Origin of the sequence: Arthrobacter sp. NPDC058288 (assembly GCF_042880995.1) — a bacterium.
Taxonomy (GTDB): Bacteria; Actinomycetota; Actinomycetes; order Actinomycetales; family Micrococcaceae; genus Arthrobacter.
The window spans coordinates 1301942-1318028 of the sequence record NZ_JBHVYH010000001.1; the positions used below are offsets into that span (position 1 = coordinate 1301942).

Annotated in this window: 17 protein-coding genes, 1 pseudogene and 1 riboswitch; of the genes and pseudogenes, 7 read left to right on the forward strand and 11 right to left on the reverse strand. The window is 66.6% G+C overall.

What is annotated here, in order from left to right:
• Positions 1-92 precede the first annotated feature (92 nt).
• On the forward strand, positions 93-920 hold the full coding sequence (locus ACFVWT_RS06235) for a CPBP family intramembrane glutamic endopeptidase (protein ID WP_390246186.1): 828 nt from the start codon (positions 93-95) through the stop codon (positions 918-920).
• On the opposite strand, the gene ACFVWT_RS06240 is transcribed toward ACFVWT_RS06235, so the two are convergent.
• A complete protein-coding gene (locus ACFVWT_RS06240; protein WP_390246188.1) occupies positions 816-1850 on the reverse strand; it encodes a ribonuclease Z in 1035 nt (344 codons plus the stop codon). The two genes, ACFVWT_RS06235 and ACFVWT_RS06240, sit on opposite strands and share 105 nt — an antisense overlap.
• A gap of 98 nt (positions 1851-1948) precedes the next feature.
• Between ACFVWT_RS06240 and ACFVWT_RS06245 the strand changes: the two genes are divergently transcribed.
• On the forward strand, positions 1949-2467 hold the full coding sequence (locus tag ACFVWT_RS06245) for a DNA alkylation repair protein (RefSeq protein WP_390246190.1): 519 nt from the start codon (positions 1949-1951) through the stop codon (positions 2465-2467).
• Here the strand turns inward: ACFVWT_RS06245 and ACFVWT_RS06250 are convergent.
• Together ACFVWT_RS06250 and ACFVWT_RS06255 are read right to left on the reverse strand one after the other, a co-directional pair.
• Positions 2434-2673, reverse strand: a complete 240-nt coding sequence (locus ACFVWT_RS06250) for a hypothetical protein (protein WP_390246192.1) — start codon at positions 2671-2673, stop codon at positions 2434-2436. The two genes, ACFVWT_RS06245 and ACFVWT_RS06250, sit on opposite strands and share 34 nt — an antisense overlap.
• Positions 2674-2714: 41 nt before the next feature.
• Positions 2715-3236, reverse strand: a complete 522-nt coding sequence (locus ACFVWT_RS06255) for an S-layer homology domain-containing protein (RefSeq protein WP_390247091.1) — start codon at positions 3234-3236, stop codon at positions 2715-2717.
• Between ACFVWT_RS06255 and ACFVWT_RS06260 the strand changes: the two genes are divergently transcribed.
• Positions 3220-3786 (forward strand): hypothetical protein, encoded by a 567-nt coding sequence (locus tag ACFVWT_RS06260; RefSeq protein WP_390247093.1) that lies wholly within the window; start codon positions 3220-3222, stop codon positions 3784-3786. The genes ACFVWT_RS06255 and ACFVWT_RS06260 overlap by 17 nt on opposite strands.
• Here ACFVWT_RS06260 and ACFVWT_RS06265 read toward each other — a convergent pair.
• Positions 3738-4250 (reverse strand): annotated as a pseudogene (locus ACFVWT_RS06265) (polysaccharide deacetylase family protein); the annotation flags it as partial. The gene ACFVWT_RS06260 and the pseudogene ACFVWT_RS06265 sit on opposite strands and share 49 nt — an antisense overlap.
• A gap of 231 nt (positions 4251-4481) precedes the next feature.
• Positions 4482-4676: riboswitch (cyclic di-AMP (ydaO/yuaA leader) on the forward strand.
• Between the two features lie 3 nt (positions 4677-4679).
• Between ACFVWT_RS06265 and ACFVWT_RS06270 the strand changes: the two are divergent.
• A complete protein-coding gene (locus ACFVWT_RS06270; protein WP_390246194.1) occupies positions 4680-5444 on the forward strand; it encodes an NlpC/P60 family protein in 765 nt (254 codons plus the stop codon).
• Between the two features lie 132 nt (positions 5445-5576).
• Here ACFVWT_RS06270 and ACFVWT_RS06275 read toward each other — a convergent pair whose 3' ends face one another.
• Positions 5577-6182: a hypothetical protein gene (locus ACFVWT_RS06275; protein ID WP_390246196.1), complete on the reverse strand. Its 606-nt coding sequence runs from the start codon at positions 6180-6182 to the stop codon at positions 5577-5579.
• Positions 6183-6376: 194 nt separating this feature from the next.
• On the opposite strand from ACFVWT_RS06275, the gene ACFVWT_RS06280 reads away from it, so the two are divergent.
• Entirely contained in the window at positions 6377-6571 is a 195-nt protein-coding gene (locus ACFVWT_RS06280; RefSeq protein WP_390246198.1) for a DUF1918 domain-containing protein, read from the forward strand.
• 61 nt (positions 6572-6632) lie between these two features.
• On the opposite strand, the gene ACFVWT_RS06285 is transcribed toward ACFVWT_RS06280, so the two are convergent.
• A complete protein-coding gene (locus ACFVWT_RS06285) occupies positions 6633-8078 on the reverse strand; it encodes a DUF5129 domain-containing protein (protein ID WP_390246200.1) in 1446 nt (481 codons plus the stop codon).
• 111 nt (positions 8079-8189) lie between these two features.
• Here ACFVWT_RS06285 and ACFVWT_RS06290 point away from each other — a divergent pair, with 111 nt between their 5' ends.
• Both ACFVWT_RS06290 and ACFVWT_RS06295 read left to right on the forward strand, forming a co-directional pair.
• A complete protein-coding gene (locus ACFVWT_RS06290) occupies positions 8190-8654 on the forward strand; it encodes a hypothetical protein (RefSeq protein WP_390246202.1) in 465 nt (154 codons plus the stop codon).
• The gene (locus ACFVWT_RS06295; protein ID WP_390246204.1) at positions 8591-10330 is read left to right on the forward strand and encodes a DUF5671 domain-containing protein; all 1740 of its coding nucleotides are present in this window, start codon (positions 8591-8593) and stop codon (positions 10328-10330) included. The genes ACFVWT_RS06290 and ACFVWT_RS06295 overlap by 64 nt, the downstream gene beginning before the upstream one ends.
• A gap of 18 nt (positions 10331-10348) precedes the next feature.
• Here ACFVWT_RS06295 and ACFVWT_RS06300 read toward each other — a convergent pair whose 3' ends face one another.
• From ACFVWT_RS06300 to ACFVWT_RS06320, 5 genes are all read right to left on the reverse strand, one after another.
• A complete protein-coding gene (locus ACFVWT_RS06300) occupies positions 10349-12040 on the reverse strand; it encodes a SulP family inorganic anion transporter (protein WP_390246206.1) in 1692 nt (563 codons plus the stop codon).
• Positions 12041-12068: 28 nt separating this feature from the next.
• Entirely contained in the window at positions 12069-12773 is a 705-nt protein-coding gene (locus ACFVWT_RS06305) for an endonuclease/exonuclease/phosphatase family protein (RefSeq protein ID WP_390247095.1), read from the reverse strand.
• Positions 12774-12946: 173 nt separating this feature from the next.
• Positions 12947-14521, reverse strand: coding sequence for a carbohydrate-binding domain-containing protein (locus tag ACFVWT_RS06310; protein WP_390246208.1), 1575 nt, complete (start codon positions 14519-14521; stop codon positions 12947-12949).
• A gap of 54 nt (positions 14522-14575) precedes the next feature.
• Positions 14576-15310: a polyphosphate polymerase domain-containing protein gene (locus ACFVWT_RS06315; RefSeq protein WP_390246210.1), complete on the reverse strand. Its 735-nt coding sequence runs from the start codon at positions 15308-15310 to the stop codon at positions 14576-14578.
• Between the two features lie 54 nt (positions 15311-15364).
• Positions 15365-16021 carry a DUF4956 domain-containing protein gene (locus ACFVWT_RS06320; protein WP_390247097.1) on the reverse strand — a complete coding sequence of 219 codons (657 nt, stop codon included), beginning with the start codon at positions 16019-16021 and terminating at the stop codon, positions 15365-15367.
• Between the last annotated feature and the right edge of the window lie 66 nt (positions 16022-16087).

A 16087-nucleotide genomic window follows, 5' to 3' on the forward strand; every position in this document is an offset into this window, starting at 1 on the left:
GAACGGCAGGGGAGGATATGTGGCAAAACGGCAGGAGGCCCGTATGACCGAACTCCCATTCACGCCGCGGGCACTGGCCCGGGTCGGCGCACATGTCTAGCCGTGCGCCCGCGGCCGGAACCAGCATCCGCAACGGGCTGACGTTGAAGCTGGTTCCCGCGGCACTCGTGTCGCTCTCCGGGTTTGTTTTGTTCGTCCTGGAGCAGAAACTCCCGGGGTACGGGCTGCTGGCATTGGCCCTGGTACTGGCGGGGTTCATCGACCGGGCACTCCTGCGGGACCTGGCCCTGATCGCCGCCGGGCTCATAGCCATCAGCCTTGTTCCCATTACCACCGACATCAGCACCGTGCACATGGTGGTCATGGGTACGGCGATGATCGTCGCGGTGGGAGTGCCCTATGCGGTTTCGCGCTGGATCTTCAGGGAGCACGCCGTCAGGTTCCCCGTACTGACCGGGCACCCGTGGACGCGAACGGAGAAGTGGTACCTGGCCGCCGTCGTGGTGATGGGGTATGCCCTGCTTCCGGCATACATGGTCAATACCGGGGTATACAGCAACTGGCCCGCGGTATCGGACCCCGAGGGAATCTTCCGCCTCTTCCTCGGCACCAACGCGCTGGGTATCTGGGACGAGCTGTTCTTTATCTGCACCGTCTTCGCCCTCCTACGCCGGCACCTGCCGCTCGCACAGGCCAACGTGCTGCAGGCCGTCTTGTTCACGTCGTTCCTGTGGGAACTGGGCTTCCATGCCTGGGCCCCGGTCTTTATCTTTCCCTTCGCCATGCTCCAGGCGTTCATCTTCACCCGGACGAAGTCACTGTCCTACATCGTCGCCGTACACCTGCTGTTCGACTTTGTGCTGTTCATGGTCCTGCTGCATGCCCACAACCGCGCCTGGATTGACATCTTCGTCTACTGACACTGGAACCGCCGGGGCGGCAAGCCCGCCTTTAAGCCAGGACTCCCGCTGCCGTTTGGGTAACGGAATTCTGTCCAGATCCTGAGCGACGACGGCGGCGGCGGCCCGGCCTGCGCGGGCAACGGCCTGGTGCGCCAGCACCCCCACATCGACGTACCGTGACGAGAAATGCGTGAGGACCAGGGTCCCGGCCCCGGCAGAGGAGGCCAGCGCGCCGGCCTGGCCGGCGGTCAGGTGAAGATACCGGGCGGCGAGCGCGGCGTCATCGTCGCTGAAGGTGGACTCCGCCACGAGGAGGTCCACGCCGTCGGCAAGTTCCCCGGCGCCGTCGCATTCCGCGGTATCCATCACGAAGGCGAACCTCTGGCCGGGGCGCGGAACGCTCACGTCCGCCAGGCGCACGCCGCGCACTGTCCCCTCCCGCTGCAGCCGTGCGATGTCCGGACCGGCAATCCCGGCCGCGGCGAGCCGGTCCGGCAGCAGCGTGCGGCCCTCCGGCTCAGCAAGCCGGTAGCCGAACGTGTCGATGCGATGCCGCAGGGGCCGTACCTCCAGGCCGGGCGCGATCGGCCCCGGACCGGAGTGCGGATGCAGCCGCAGGTCCAGGCCGGGGGAGGCAAGGGACACGAGGGCGCGGACCACATCTCCGCCGGAGGCTGGAAAATGCAGCTCCACCGGGTGCTGCACGCCGTCGAGGACCATGCGCGAGAGCACGCCCGGAAGACCGTAGCAGTGGTCCCCGTGAACATGGGTAAGGCAGATTCGCGTGATCTGGCTGGCCGAAACGCCGGCGTGGATCATTTGCCGCTGGGTGCCTTCGCCGGGATCGAAGAGCAGCCCTTCGCCGTCCCATCGAAGCAGGTAGCCATTATGGTTTCGGGTCCGGGTGGGAACCTGCGAGGCGGTTCCGAGGACGACCAGTTCACGCATGGGACTGAGTTTCTCACGTTGCCGTGGAACGCGCTCGCGGGCCGCAGGCGGGTTCCGGGCCCCGTGTACGGCTCGCAATATTGGGACAGAATAGTCGGGTGACTGATGCCTGTGACTTTGTGGATGCCTCACTGCAGCGGGAGAGCTCCTGGCTCAGGGCAGACGAGTCGCAGGCACGGCTGGGCGACGGGCTTCAGTTCTACGGTGCATCCGTCGGCGCGGTGCGGGGCACCATCCGCGACATGCTGCGCCGCCACCGCGACCTCGGGCACGATGACATCACGGCCCTCAGCACCGAGCTGTGGTCGGTGCCCGTCTTCGAACGCCGCCTGGCGGCGGTTGTCCTGCTGCAGTCCCGGGTGGCGATGCTCAACAACTCCGACCTCACCCGCATCGAGGGCTTTGTGCGGGAGGCACAGCTGGGTGAGCTGGTGGACCCGCTTGCCGCCGACGTCGTCCGCCCCTTAGTGGCGTCGTTGGAGGGGCAGGCGAGGACGCGGGCACATGCCGTGCTGGAGCGCTGGGCGGGGGATCCCGATCCGTGGCTGAGGCGTGCGGCGGTGCTCTCGCTTGCGGAAGCCGCTCAGCCGCCGGCCCGCCGTTCCACGACCGCGTAGGCCCTGCCTTCCAGGAACTCCCAGTCGGTGACCACCATGAACCCGAGGGCGCTGACGCGGTCGTTGAGGACCAGGATGTCAAAGCCGCCGTCCCGCGGTTCGGCGTCCCACGTCGCCACATGGAGTTCCTTGCCCTCAAGGATCAGCAGCTCCGTGTTGACGTCGAAATCCTCCTGCGGCTGATCGCTCAGCTGGCAGATGGCCACGCAATAGTTTTTCACCTACGTCATCGGCTTCATGCGGACGCCTACGCCGGGAAGGCGCTGCGGTAACGGTAGAGGAAAGCGGCTACCTGGTCGCGGTTGACCGGCAACCCGGAACGGTAGGTCCTCGTTCCGTCGGCCTCGGTCCAGCCGTTGGAGATACCTTGCGACGCAAGCCATGAGATCTCTTTGAAGAAGGCAGTTTGCGGGGAAATATCGGTGAAGGGCGATGCCCCGGGGCTGTAGTTCGGACTTCCGGCGAAACGGTACACAAACGCGGCCACCTGGTCACGGTTGACGGCCAGAGCGGGCCGGAAGGTCTTTGTGCCGTCAGCTTCGGTCCAGCCGGTGGTAATGCCCTGGGACGCCAGCCAGGAAATCTCCTTGAAGAAGGGTGTCTGCGGCGTGACGTCCGTGAAAGGCGATGCTCCCGGCGCGTAGGCCGGGCTGCCCGCCAGCCGGTAGAAGAACGCAGCCATCATGTCGCGGCTGGCTGCAACGCCGGGACGGAACGTGCGAGTTCCGTCGCTTTCACGCCAGCCGACGGAGATGCCCTGGGCTGCCATCCAGTTGACCTCGGTGTACAGCGCCGCGCCCGGGGGTACGTCAGCAAACGAGAGAGGCGACGGCGAGGGAGACGGCGACGGGGATGGTGAAGGCGACGGAGACGGGGAGGGAGACGGAGACGGGGAGGGGGAGGGAGACGGCGGCGGCGACGTCACGGGGGACTGGCCCAATGCCTGCGCCACTGTACGGACCGACGTCGTGCCGTTTGCTGTCCGCGCCGCCAGCCACGTGACGAACTCCTTGAACAGCGCGGGGCTGATGGACAGCGACGGATCCGTTCCGTTCGCAATCTCGTGGAACGTCAGCTGCAGCCAGCCTCCGGTTGTCTCGGCGTTGGTGACCGTCGCCTGCAGGTCCGCCAGGGTCCAAGTGGCGGCCACCTGGTCCGGAGCCTTGGTGACCATGGGTTCCTGCGGCGGGAGCGTCTCGGCGACAGGGCAGTCGGCGCAACTGGCGGGAGAGCGGATGTCGCCGAGGCCCCGGGAGCTGGCATACCCGCAGCCGCTAACTGCGGACTGGGCTGTCGCATTTACCGCCGCGAAGGGGTAGGCAAAGTTCCGGACGGTGAAACCCCAGCCTTCGAGGGTCGACTTGCTGTTGCAGGCCTCCGCGCTGGCGGCCGCTGCGCTGAGCGTTGTCATGTCCGGGTGGGTCACGCTGTGGCCGCCGATTTCGTTGCCGTCGGCCGCGAGGGTGTTCAGGTTTGCCTGGGTGAGGAATCCGGACTGGCCCACAAAGGAGGTGGTGATGAAGAAGGTTCCCACCAGCCCGTGGGCTTTCAGCTCCTGCGCGGCCGCCAACTGGCTGCCCAGGCCGTCGTCGAATGTCAGGCTGACGATCGTTGGCGCCGCCGCCTTCGATGTGCCGGCTACGCCCACCACCGTGCTGACAGCAAGCAGCAACGCACCCAAAACTGCGACCCAGCGCCTCCCATGCCGGCGTCCGGGCGAAGGCTCAGTGGGTTCCGCGGCGCGATGCGCGGGCTTGCGGACAGGCTGATTCGACCAACGCATGATGCCTCCAAGCGTGTGAGTCCCCCCGCAAGAACATGCACGTAGACTACGCCTCGCGGCGTCAAGGGAAAACACTCGACTTTGATGAACGCATTACCCGAGTACACCGCTGCTACCTGCACGCGCGGCCTTGGCCGGATGGTGCCGTTATTCCAATGTGACATCGGCCGAGAGGCACGCGTACGGTGGAACGGTGCCCGTTATCCCAGATACGGGCACTCCCGGGCGGATTGCCTAACCCTGCCGCGGCCCGGGATCCGATCAAAACCATCCGGCAGGGACGGGGAAACCACTTTTGGCCTGCAGCGTTGTTGTGCAGGTCTTCGGGGTGAAGCCGCAAGCCGTCCGCTGAGCGGATGGCAACTGCGGCCGGGTGTCTCCCATCCGAATCCGACAGCTAACCTCGCAGGCATCGGGAGAGGTTACTTCATGTCTTCACGCACACTACCCGCTCAGCATCCGTCAACCGCGCCTGCAGGACGCTCCGGCTTCACAACGACCCGCGGCAGGAACAGGGTTGGCCGCCAGGCAGCGGTGATTGCGGCGGCTTCGGGTCTGGTCTTGTCCAGCGGAATGGCTGCTCAGGCCGCCGAGGCTCCCGCCGAACGCGACTCGGCGCCGGCGGCCGCCCCCGACACCCGGGCGCAGGCGGGTGCCCCGCTCAGCGCCGATTCCCACGTCCGGATCAGCTTCGAGCGCCCGGACATCAGCACCACCCCCGCTCCGGTGGAAGTGCCGGTCGCAGAACCTGCTCCGGTGGAAGCGGTTGCCCCCGCTGCAGCGCCGGTTCCGGTTGCGGCGCCGGAGGCTCCTGCCGTTTCCGTCCAGGTTCAGGCAGCGGCGCCCGCTGCGGCTCCGGCCCCGGCCGCCGGCGGTGTCAATGCCGCCATGGTTTCTGCTGCCTACGCGCAACTGGGCATTACGCAGGACTGCACCGCCATGGTGGAAAAGGCACTTGGCTCAGCCGGCATTCCCGTCGGCGACCTGGCACCCATGCAGTTTATGAACTACGGCTCGGTGGTGGGGGAGCCCCAGCCCGGCGACATGGTGGTGCAGTCCGGCCACGTGGGCATCTACATCGGCGACGGCCAGGTGATCAGCGGCGGCATGAACGGTGTCAACGCCACCGTCACGCACCCGTTGTCCTGGCTGACGGCCACCGGCGGCGTGACTTTCGTCCGCGCCGGAGCCTAGCCTTCCCGCCGCAGGCCTAACCCCCGATCCGTCCTCCCCGCCGGGCGGGAAACCCGCATGACAGGCCGGTGACCAGCTGCCTTGGGGCGGCGGGTCACCGGCTTTCCCGGATCCGTGCGGCGGGGCGGGTGTTCAGGTCGGAGACATCGCGACCTGGACCGTGCTCTCGCCCTGCGCGAACTTAATGCGCAGGACCGCCTCGCGCGTGTCCGCCGGGATAGTGAAGCGGACCTCGCCCGACTTGCTTGAATCGCCCGCGACTACTTCGTCCAGCCCGGAATCGGGGGAATTGCTGACTCCGCCCACATTCAGCCTGAACGCCGCGTCCCAAAAGTTGATGTCGTACCGGCCGTGGTTGGTGCATCTGAGCGTGAACGTCAGTGCGATCTTGCCGGACACATCCGGGCGGGCACGGGCGTCGAGAATCTCGTATTCGACGTCGGCAGCCCTGTAGTTGCGTCCGGCCGGCAGGGTCACGGCCCATTCCGGGCTGTCACCGGCGCCGGACCCTCCACCTACCGGGGGGACAGTGCCGTCCGTCTGGGTAGTGCGGTCCGGCTGCACGGAGGCTCCGCTGGCGGAGGATACAGCCGATGACGCGGCGGGCCGCCCGGCGTCGAACACCCCCAGCTGCCCCAGGCCGAGCAAAAGCCCCGTCACTGCAGTGATCACCGCTGCCGTGGCGGTCAGCAGACCGGGCAGCGTAGCCCACCAGCTCGTGGGTTTTTCCTCCGCCATAGCCGTTCCCCCTGGCTCCCGTTCCAAGGTCAAGATCCGTAGTATCCCTATGGTCCTGCCAAGCGGCCACGAACGCCAGATGGCGGTAGGGCGCGGCACGTGTGTCCCGGTCCGGCAGCGAGGAACTGTTAGTGCGCAACGGCCCTGTTGTCCCTGCCCCTACCCTCGTAATCTGGTTCTTGGAGGTGATTGCCATGAAGGCAGCCCAGGGAGACCGGATCACGATCCGGGGCAAGACGGTCGGATCAGCGGTCCGGCACGGCCAGATCATCGAGGTCCACGGCGCCGACGGGGCGCCGCCCTACGTGGTGCGTTTCGATGACGGCCATGAAACCACCGTCATTCCAGGTGGGGATTTTGTAGTCGACAGGATCCACCCGCCGCAATGACACGACCGGCGTAGCGCCGGCAGTTCCTTGCCAAATGTGTCAACGGACCTGTCGAGGCCGCCTAGAAACCGGACGAACTTCCGGACCCGGAAAAACTGCCCCCGCTGCCGCCGTAGCCGGTAGTGCTTCCACCGCCGCGGGCTGTGCTGACGCTGCCCACGCCGGTGCTGAATCCTGTGTTGAAGGCCGGGACCGAGAAAAAGTAGTAGGAGGGATAGACCGTGCCAAGGATGCTGGGTTCGTAAGTACGGCCATGCTTGACCTTGGTACCGGCCTGCGCGCTGTCCATTTCCTCGCGCATCAGCCTGGCTTCCCGGTCGGTCTTCGCGAACCCGGCGATTACTGTGTCCGCATGGTTTTTCAAGAGTTCGGTCAGGTGCGTCCGGGCATCCCGCAGCCGGTCCAGGGCCGTTTCAGGGCTAATGGTGCCCTCAGCGAGCTCGGCCGACCAGCGCTCAATCTCCCGGTGGCTCTGGTCGCGGAAGGACCGCAGCGCCGCGGCGGACGCCGAGTCGCCGGCGGCGTGCCGCTTGCTGAGCATTTGTTCCAGGGCCGCCAGGTCACTGCGGAACGGTGCCAGTTGCCGGTCCCATGCAGATGCCCACGCTGATCCCCGGTTCAGCAGGGCGTTGGTGTCGGCAATGACGTCATCCAAGGCATCCAGTTCAGCGGAAGCGTCGGCAAATTCCCGCACCAGCTTGAGGTTCGGCCGCCGGCTCATGCCCCGTGGTGTGAGCGCGTGGGCCCGGTTGGCCAGCTCCGTCGCGGCTTTGTACTTGGCGAGGAAGGTGCGGTGCTTCTCCAGGACGGTGCTGCCGTACCGCGAGGACTCTGGAATGGTGCCGGCGTTCAGCTCGGTGACCTGCAGATCCATGCTGACATTGGAGTAGCTGGCGTCCCCTCGGGCGAGCTCATTGCGGCCGGCGACTCGGGTGCGCCAGCGCACAATCAACCACGCCGCGGCACCGAGGACAGCCGCCGCCGCGGAGCTCCATGCCGTCACCAGAAATCCCGTGGACCGGTACCAGGGCTGGTTGATCAGCTCCGCCCCGCGCCGGATGCCGGCAATGGCGCCATCGGTCCACTGGGCATCCCGCAGTAAATCCTTGGAGGCGTTCTGGATGTCCTCGCGCTGCTCGAGGGAAACCTTCCGGTCCTCGCCCATATAGGTGCCCACATGGCGCCCCACCGGGTCTACAGCGAAGATGAACAGACCGTCCGCCCATTTCTGGCCGTCCCCGCTGATCCATTCCGGATGTTGCGCCCGTGCGAAGCGAAGGACTTCTTCGTTCAGGTTGTCCTCCGCGGAGCCCCGGTAGGTGAACACGGCAACCCGGGTGGGTTCGTAAAAGTCAATGGCTTCCACCGCGGTGACCAGCCGGGTGCGGTCCAGTATGCCGGCGCCGTCCGCCACCACGATTTCCACCGGCGGCTCCGCACGGGCGGCGGCTGAACCGCAGAGCAGGCCGAGCAATACAAGCAACACGGCAGCCAGTGCTCGGCGCATGATTCCTTTTCCCTCAGGCAACGATTGTCTCCACCCTCGTCCATGCCGACCGCTGCTGATAGGGCCGAAAGTACCGTAGCTAGCCGGTGGACGGTACGCCATACTGGCCACATGGACGCAGCGCCGGGAAGGCCACACAGGATTCTTGTGATGATCCTGGCAGCGATTGCCGTCCTTGTGGTGGCTGCCCTCGCTGTGGTCTTCTCGAGGGGCGAACCGGCCCTGCTGGACGAATCCACGCCCCAGGGTGTGGTGCAGCGTTACTCCGCTGCTGTCATCGACGGCGATGAGTCGGCTGCTGCGGCCTACCTCACGGAAGCGGCCCGGACGCAGTGCGTCAACTTTGAGCGGGCCTCCACGGACAACCTGCGGGTTACGTTGGTGTCCACCACGGAGCGGGCCTCGTCTGCGGATGTGCGGGTCCTGATCGTGGTGTCGAACGGGGGCGGACCCTTCGGCAACTCGGAGTACGAGATGGAGGACGTGTTTGACCTTGTCAAGACGGACGGAAAATGGTTGATCGATTCCGCGCCGTGGCAGCTCAGGGTCTGCACGAACCGGACGGTGAAGCAATGACCGCCGCCCGGACGGTTCCTGCACCCGCGACGGGGTCCGCCCAGCCGACGGTCCGCCGCCTCATCGTATACACGCTGCTTTTCGCCTTGGTTGTGGTGACGGCCATCGGCCTGAGCGGCCTGCTGGGCCGCCTCCTTGGCGCCGGCACGGTGCTCGTCGCAGGCGACGTGGCAGGCCTGGCCCGGTCGCTGGCGTTCACACTGATCGGCGGGCCCATGGCAGCCGCGCTGTGGTGGTTCGTGTGGCGGCGGCTCGACGACGCCGTTGAGCGGTCGTCCGCGGGCTGGGGGCTTTACCTGACCGGCATGTACGCGGTCTCGCTCATCACATCTGCCACCGGGCTGCTCAGCGCCGCAGCCGCCGTGATCGGGGGCGAACGACTGGGCTGGCAGCTGTCACTGTCCAACGGGCTGGTCTGGGCAGGAGTGCTGGCCTGGCATCGCTGGATGTGGCGGCATCCGCGGAAGCGCCCCTCACTGATTCCGGACGTCCCCACCGTGGTGGGGGCGGTTTTCGGGCTCATCATCGGTGTGGGCGGCACAGTGACAGCGCTCGCAAATCTCCTGGACACTGCGATCCAGGGCTTTACGTCATCGGCGTCCATCGGGAATCCGTGGTGGAGGTTCGTGCTGCAGTCGCTCGCCTGGGGCGCCGGCGGCGCCGCCATCTGGTGGTGGCATTGGATCCACGACGGCGGACGCCGGCTGAAAACGGATTTCGCCGACGTGGCACTGGTGGTGGTCGGGATCCTCGGGGCCGTTCTCCTGACTGTGGGCGGCACCGGCACTGTCCTGTTTGTCCTGCTCCGGCTGGCCTTTGACCGCACTGACCCGATGGGGGACATGCTGGAACCGCTTGGTGCGGCGATCGCTGCGGGTGCCGTCGGTGCCCTCGTCTGGGCGTACCACCGTGCCGTTTCCGCGGGACGGTCAGACACCACCCTGCAGGCAGCCAAGCTTGTGACCTCCGGCGTCGGCCTGGTTGCTGCGGCCACCGGCATCGGCATCGTGGTCAACTCGGCCCTAAGCATCGCAGCCACGCCACTGGCCGGCGACGGCATTCGTACCCTCCTGCTGGGCGGTATCAGCGCCTTGGTCGTCGGAGGGCCGCTGTGGTGGCTCACCTGGAAGCCCGGGGTGCCGCCGGAACCCACTGAACTTGGCCGCCGCGGCCGGCGGGTGTACCTCGTGGCAGTCTTTGGCCTGAGCGCGATCGTCGCCGTCATCACGCTCCTGGTGATCGGGTACCGGGTCTTCGAATTCCTGCTCGACGACGTCAGCGGCGGAAGCCTGGTGGACCGCATCCGGGCGCCCCTGGGCCTTCTCGTGGCCACGGGACTCGCTGCCGGATACCACTTCGCGGTATGGCGGCACGACCGGTCCGTCAGCGCAGCCGCACCGCGGAAGCGCACGGTCCGGAAAGTCATCCTGGTGGCCTCCGGGGACCCGGAGCCGCTGGTGCGGGTGGCGGCGGAGGTTACCGGTGCGGGTGTCACCGTTTGGCGCAAGGCCGACGCGGGAACCTCCGGTACTGCGACCGCCGGTACTGCGGAGGGTGCTGCGACCGACTTGCCCGAACGGCTCGCCCAGGCCCTGGAGGGAGTCCGGGTGGACCGCGTTCTTATTGTCATAGGGCCGGGATCGCGCATCGATGTGATTCCGTTGGAAGCGGACTGAGCCGGCTGGCAACAGCGGCTAGATCCCGAAGGTCCGCTTGTAGCTCCGCACCGCGTTGGTGACCGTGGGGAAAAAGTGGTCCGGACCGAACCGGCTGCTGACGCCAAATTTGAGCAGGCGGTCCTTGACCGGTCCCTTTAACTCGGCGAAAACCAGGCTGATGCCCTGGCTGGCAAGTTCGTCGTCGAGCTCCACGAGGTCGTCCAAAGCGGTGGTGTCCAGGTCCGTGATGGCCTCCGCGGCCACAATGACCCATTTCACCGGCCCCGATGCATTCGTCACAAGGTTGCGGATGTGCTCCGCGAAAACCGCTCCGTTGGCAAAGAAGAGCGGCGCATCGAAGCGGGCGATCACCAGGCCGGGGACGCGCCTGCCCTCCGGGTGGCGGCTGAGATCGTGGTAGCCCGGGATGTCTTCCAGGCTCGCCAGTTCGGTGCGGTATGGATCCCACGCCCGCCGTATGAAGGCGATGAGCGACAGGGCAATGGCGATGACGATGCCCTGCAGCACTCCCACGAAAGCGACCCCAAGGAACGTGGCGACGAGCAGGACCGTTTCCATCCTGCTCATCCGGACCAGCCGGAGCAGGGTTTTGATATCCACCAGCGAGGCCGCTGCAACCATGACGACGGCGGCCAGTGTGGTGGTGGGGAGGAAGGCCGTCACCCCGGGTGCTGCCACCATGAAGACCACCACCAGGGCGGCAGCCACGATGCCGCTGAACGGGGTGCGCGCCCCGGCGTCGAGCGCTATCGGCGTCCTGGATGAGCTGCCGCAGACCGGGAAGCCGCCCAGCAGGCCGCTGGCCACGTTGGCAATCCCGAGCGCCCCCATTTCCTGGTTGCCGCTGGTGTGGATGCCACGCCGCCCTGCGAGGCTCTTGGACAACGCGGAGGTATCGGCAAAGGCGATGAGGGCGATGCCGGCCGCAGGCCCAATGAGGCCGGCAACGTCATGGATGGTGATGCCCTCAAGGGCCGGTGCGGGCAGTCCCGCCGGAAGCGCTCCGACCATGGGCATGGCGTCGTTGAGGTCCAGGGCTGCGGTCGCTGCGATGGAGGCCGCCACGGCCAGGAGCACGCCGGGCACCTTACCGGGGAGGAAGCGGCCGGCCACGATGATTGCCACCGTGGCAGCTCCGAACAGCAGCGCCACGGGGTTGGCGGCTCCCCGCAGAACGGCTTCGGCCGTCTCCGTGGCCCGGGCCGGCAGCGAGTCTCCCGGGACCGTGATCCCGAGCAGCCTGGGCAATTGGCTGACCATGATGGCAAGTGCGATGCCATTGAGGTACCCCACCCGGATCGGCTTGGACAGCAGTCCGGTGACGAAGCCCAGCCTGAAAATCCGGCCCGCGACCAGAAAGACTCCGATCAGGATGGCCAGGACGCCTGCGAGCGCCACCGCATGGGCGGGATCCCGTCCTGCCAGCGGGAGCACAGCGGCAGCGATCATGGGTGCAAGCGATGAATCGGGCCCCACGATGATCACCCTGGCGGGCCCGAAAACCGCGTAAAACAGCATGGGAACCACAGACGCGTACAGTCCGGTGATCGCTGGCAGGCCGGCGGCTTCCGCGTAGGCCATGCCTGCCGGAATCAGCGCAGCGCTAAGGGCTGCCCCGGCGGCCAGATCCGATGCGAGCCAGGACCGCTGGTATGTCCGTGCCAGCTGGATGCCCGGAACGGCTTTAAGGATCCAATCGCGGCGCACTGGGGGCCTCCCGGGCTGGTGGTCGGCGTCAGGGTTGCGGTGTTCCCTGGATGGGGCCGTAATCCTGGCCGTACTCCGCGGATACCAGGATGGGAAGGTGGTCCGAGGCGCCGCGCGGCAAGGTTTCCACGCTGTCGATGTCCAGGCCGAGGGAGGTGGCAAAGTCGAAATGGCCCTTGAAGACCTTGTACCTCGTATAGGTTCGCCGGTCACTGAGGGAGAGTTCGTATCCGGAATTCTTCATGTGCTCGGTGAGGTTCTTGGTGAAGAACGGGTAGTTGAAATCGCCGACCATAAGCGTCATCAGCCCGCTGCCCATGCCGAGAAGCTCGGCATGTGCCGCCTTGATCTGTTTGCGGCGCAACGAGTTGGAGGCCGTCAGGGGTGCAGCATGGAACGAGGCAATCACCAGCTCATGATCCGTTTCATTGTCCACCACCCGGGTGCCGATCAAACGCTCATGGGCCGGGGCCAGAACCCGGTCGTGCAGCGACTTCTTCAATGCGAACGTGTTGGTGTCAAAGGCCGTGAAGCGGTCCATCCGGTAGTAGATGGCGAGCCCCAGCCTGTTGCCCTTAGTCGAATCGGCCAGATGAAGCGGGCCGAGCGTGTCCGGTAAATCCGTGGTGTCGCATTCCTGCAGGCACAAGGCATCTATCCCGAAGTCGCGGGCCAGATCCAGCAGTTCGCCGCGTGCCGCGTGCTTGCGAAGGTTGTAGCTGATGACTCGTATCAGGGGATTACCTCTTCCGAGCGTAGTTAGGAGAACCGACTCCTGAGTCTAGTCCGTGCAGGGTGCTGAGCACAGAAAGACAGCCCAGAAAGACAGGACAGAAACACGTCAGCGGCACGGCGGGGGACGCCGCCGCGCCGCCGTCGCCCGCCTGCCGGGCGGCGGCCCCGCGGCTAGTGGCCGCCGGGACCGCGCGCAGCCGTGTACTCGCCGGCGGTGACCGTGCCTTGCTTTTGGGCTCCGTCGAGGGTTCCTTCGCCAAGGCCTGCAGTGACCTTCGCTGTGCCGCCGGTGTACACGGTGTATTCCTGGCCGGCCTTAATGGCTGCGGAGGAGTAGACGAGCGAAGCTGCCTGCTTCGCCGTCACGAAGGTCGCCACCACGGCGCCGCTGGAATCCGCGAGCTGGATGGTGGTGCCGGCCGGAAGGGCTGAGCCGAAGGTGAGCTGGACTCCGGACTGCGATGAGGAGGTTCCCGGAGTCACCGCCATGCCGGAGCTTCCCGCGGCCGCCACAGTTCCTCCGTTGACCACGAGTTCGCCGTTGACGTCCAGCGCGCCGTTGCCGTCGTTGGTGGGCCCGTTCACCACCACGGTGCCGCCCGTGATGGTGGCGCTGCCGTTGGAATCCAAACCGTCGCCCTGTGAATTAATGGTGAGGGAGCCGCCGCTGATTTCCACGGTGTAATCGCCTGCGGCCATCTCGCCGCCGCCCATTCCGCCGCCCATCCCGCCCTGCGAGGTGGTGCCCGAGCTGCCCCCGGAGGCGTTCACGCCGTCGTCGTTGGAGGTGACGGTGGCGGTACCGCCGGAGATCACGATGTGCTGTGCTTCCAGCCCTTCTTCGGATTTTTTCACCGTGGCGGTACCGGCCGCGATGGTGAGCGTGTTGAAGGCCTTGATGCCGTCGTCGACCGCACTAATGTTCAGGGTGCCGCCGTTGACCAGAACCCAGCCGCGGCCTTCGTCTTCCTCGTTGTCGGATTTGAATCCGTCGTCGCCGGCTGTGACCTGGTAGGCACCGTCGAGGAGGACGGCGTAGTCCTTTCCCACGATTCCGTCATCCTTGGCATTCACGGTCACGGTCCCCGCAGCGAGCACCAGGCCGTCCTTGGACGAGATGCCGTCGTTGGAGTTGCCGTCAACGGTGAGCGAGCCCGTGCCGGCGACGGTGAGGTCGGCCATGGAGTACAGCGCGGCGTTGGGGGCGTCTTCACCCTGGTCTGTGTAGCTCGCGGCATCGCCCAGCGTGTTGGAGGTGCCGTCCGCCAGGTAGACGATCGCTTCGTTGGCGCTCTGCACCACGAACGGGGAGCCGGTAGAGCTGGTCACGGCCGCGCCGTTGAGGATGACGCGGACCACGTCCTCCTCACCGGCGGCAACCACCACCTTGCCGTCGGTCAGCGAACCGCTGAGGCGGTAGGTTCCGGCCGCGCTGATGGTGACGGTGTCGCCGTCGACTTTCACCGCGTCCGAAGAACCGGATGCCACAGAGCTGGCGCCGTCAGCCAGGGTCACGGCTACTTCGGAGGCGGCGTCCCAGCTGAGATCGTCGGCGTCGTAATGGGTGTCGGCCACGAGGGTGTCCAGTGATACGGCCTCGGCCGTTCCGGCGGACGCCGACGTTCCTGAACCGGTGCCGCCGGTGATCGAGGTGCCGGCGGACGAGGTGCCGGCGGCTGAGCAGCCGGTCAGCCCTACAGCCAGGGCCAGGGCAGTGACGGATAGGCAGGTGCGGAAGCTTTTCATGGTGTGGTCCTTCGGGAGATTGCGGGGAGGAAAGAGAGACAAGGGGGTAAGCGGTCAGGCCGCGGGACGGAGCGCCAAGTTCCGGCGGAGTGTGCGGTTCCAGCGGTTGGCCGGCAGCCCGGGGCAGAGGGCGGCCATTCCGGTGGCGAACTTGGAGATCCTGGACGGCCGGACGCCGCGGGCCCAGAGATGCCGGTCCAGGGGACCCGCCGTGGATCCGGACTTCGTCTCCAGGATCACGGCGCCGTCCAGGACCCAGGCCTGTTCGCCGGGCCGCTGCCAGGTGACATCAGCGTCGATAGTTGCCCGGCTGCCGGATCCCGGCAGGTACAGCGTGGTGCGGTGATAGCGCGTTTCCAGCACCGGGCCAAGAGGCCCGTCCGGCACTGCGCCCACGGCTGCGGTGAGTGTTTCGCGGACATACTCCAGGCCCTCCGTCGTTAGCCGCGCGCGGTCGGTGAGCTCATAGGGGATGCGCTCCTTGACCGTGGCCTCGCGGGCGCCTTCCGTTTTGACCTCCAGGAAGCTGATGGCGCTGTCCACATAGGTCCGGGTGCGGACCTTGTAGCGCCGCCGGCGGCCGTGGGCGGCCAACAGGTAGCTGTCCAGCCCAGCCGTGTCGAAGTACACGGAGTCGTAGGAGAAGCAGCGGCAGCCGTCCATCTCCAGGACCCGGACATCGCCCTGGAACGTGGCCAGGAGTTCCTTCGCCTGCGCCTCGGGAACCACATACTTCCGGTCCACCCGGGTCTGCAGAGCGGCTTCAGCATTGAGTTCGTCCAGCCCCACGGACGGACGGCAGCAGGCGGAGGATTCCCGGGGCTCCGGCTTCCACCGGGGCGCTCATGCCACACCCGCTGAGGCATGCGCAGGAGAGGAGGCATGAACAGAGACGGGTTCGGACAGCGGCGGGACGGCTCCGGGAATGGCGTCCGGGTACGCTGCGGGGATTACTGCCGGTACGTAGGCGTAGCGGACGTCAACGACCGTCTTGTCGTTGACCAGGTCCAGCTCCTGCACGGTGGCCGAATGGACTTTCCCGTGGACCACTTCTTCGAGCCGGGCGTAGAGCTCCTCATCAACGGCGATGGCCCGGTCGAGGATGACCGTCTGGTGGCGGTAGGCGGGCAGGACCCGTGGGTGGTCACCGACGAACATCACCAGCAGGATCATGGACATCAGCGCCAGCGGCAGCCACACGGGGTCGATCCCGAGGCCGGCGATCAGGCCAAGGGCGAGGGCCGAGAAGTAGTAAGCCACCTCGTGCTGTGCCAGCTCGGTGGAGCGAAGCCGGATGATGGACAGGACTCCGAAGAGGCCGAGGCCAAGGCCCACACCGGCGGCCGAGCCGGAGAGTGCGGCCGCAACTGCCATGACGCCGACATTCATGCCGAGGTAGGACACCACCAGGTCGCGGCGCCGGTGCCGGCGGAGGTACAGGGCGAAGGTCAGGACGCTGATGGCGGCCAGGTCGGCGGCGATAAGGATGAGGGGTGTCATGGAATTCTCCGGAATCTGATTGGTGGACTGCTTTTCACGATCCACGGCCAAACTGTGCAGGTGCTG

Coding starts and splice junctions, on each gene's coding strand:
- ACFVWT_RS06235 (WP_390246186.1), top strand. CDS start 93: ATGTCTAGCCGTGCGCCCGCGGCCGGAACCAGCATCCGCAACGGGCTG.
- ACFVWT_RS06240 (WP_390246188.1), bottom strand. CDS start 1,850: ATGCGTGAACTGGTCGTCCTCGGAACCGCCTCGCAGGTTCCCACCCGG.
- ACFVWT_RS06260 (WP_390247093.1), top strand. CDS start 3,220: ATGCCCTGGGCTGCCATCCAGTTGACCTCGGTGTACAGCGCCGCGCCC.
- ACFVWT_RS06255 (WP_390247091.1), bottom strand. CDS start 3,236: ATGGCAGCCCAGGGCATCTCCGTCGGCTGGCGTGAAAGCGACGGAACT.
- ACFVWT_RS06270 (WP_390246194.1), top strand. CDS start 4,680: ATGTCTTCACGCACACTACCCGCTCAGCATCCGTCAACCGCGCCTGCA.
- ACFVWT_RS06275 (WP_390246196.1), bottom strand. CDS start 6,182: ATGGCGGAGGAAAAACCCACGAGCTGGTGGGCTACGCTGCCCGGTCTG.
- ACFVWT_RS06280 (WP_390246198.1), top strand. CDS start 6,377: ATGAAGGCAGCCCAGGGAGACCGGATCACGATCCGGGGCAAGACGGTC.
- ACFVWT_RS06285 (WP_390246200.1), bottom strand. CDS start 8,078: ATGCGCCGAGCACTGGCTGCCGTGTTGCTTGTATTGCTCGGCCTGCTC.
- ACFVWT_RS06290 (WP_390246202.1), top strand. CDS start 8,190: ATGGACGCAGCGCCGGGAAGGCCACACAGGATTCTTGTGATGATCCTG.
- ACFVWT_RS06295 (WP_390246204.1), top strand. CDS start 8,591: ATGGTTGATCGATTCCGCGCCGTGGCAGCTCAGGGTCTGCACGAACCG.
- ACFVWT_RS06310 (WP_390246208.1), bottom strand. CDS start 14,521: ATGAAAAGCTTCCGCACCTGCCTATCCGTCACTGCCCTGGCCCTGGCT.
- ACFVWT_RS06320 (WP_390247097.1), bottom strand. CDS start 16,021: ATGACACCCCTCATCCTTATCGCCGCCGACCTGGCCGCCATCAGCGTC.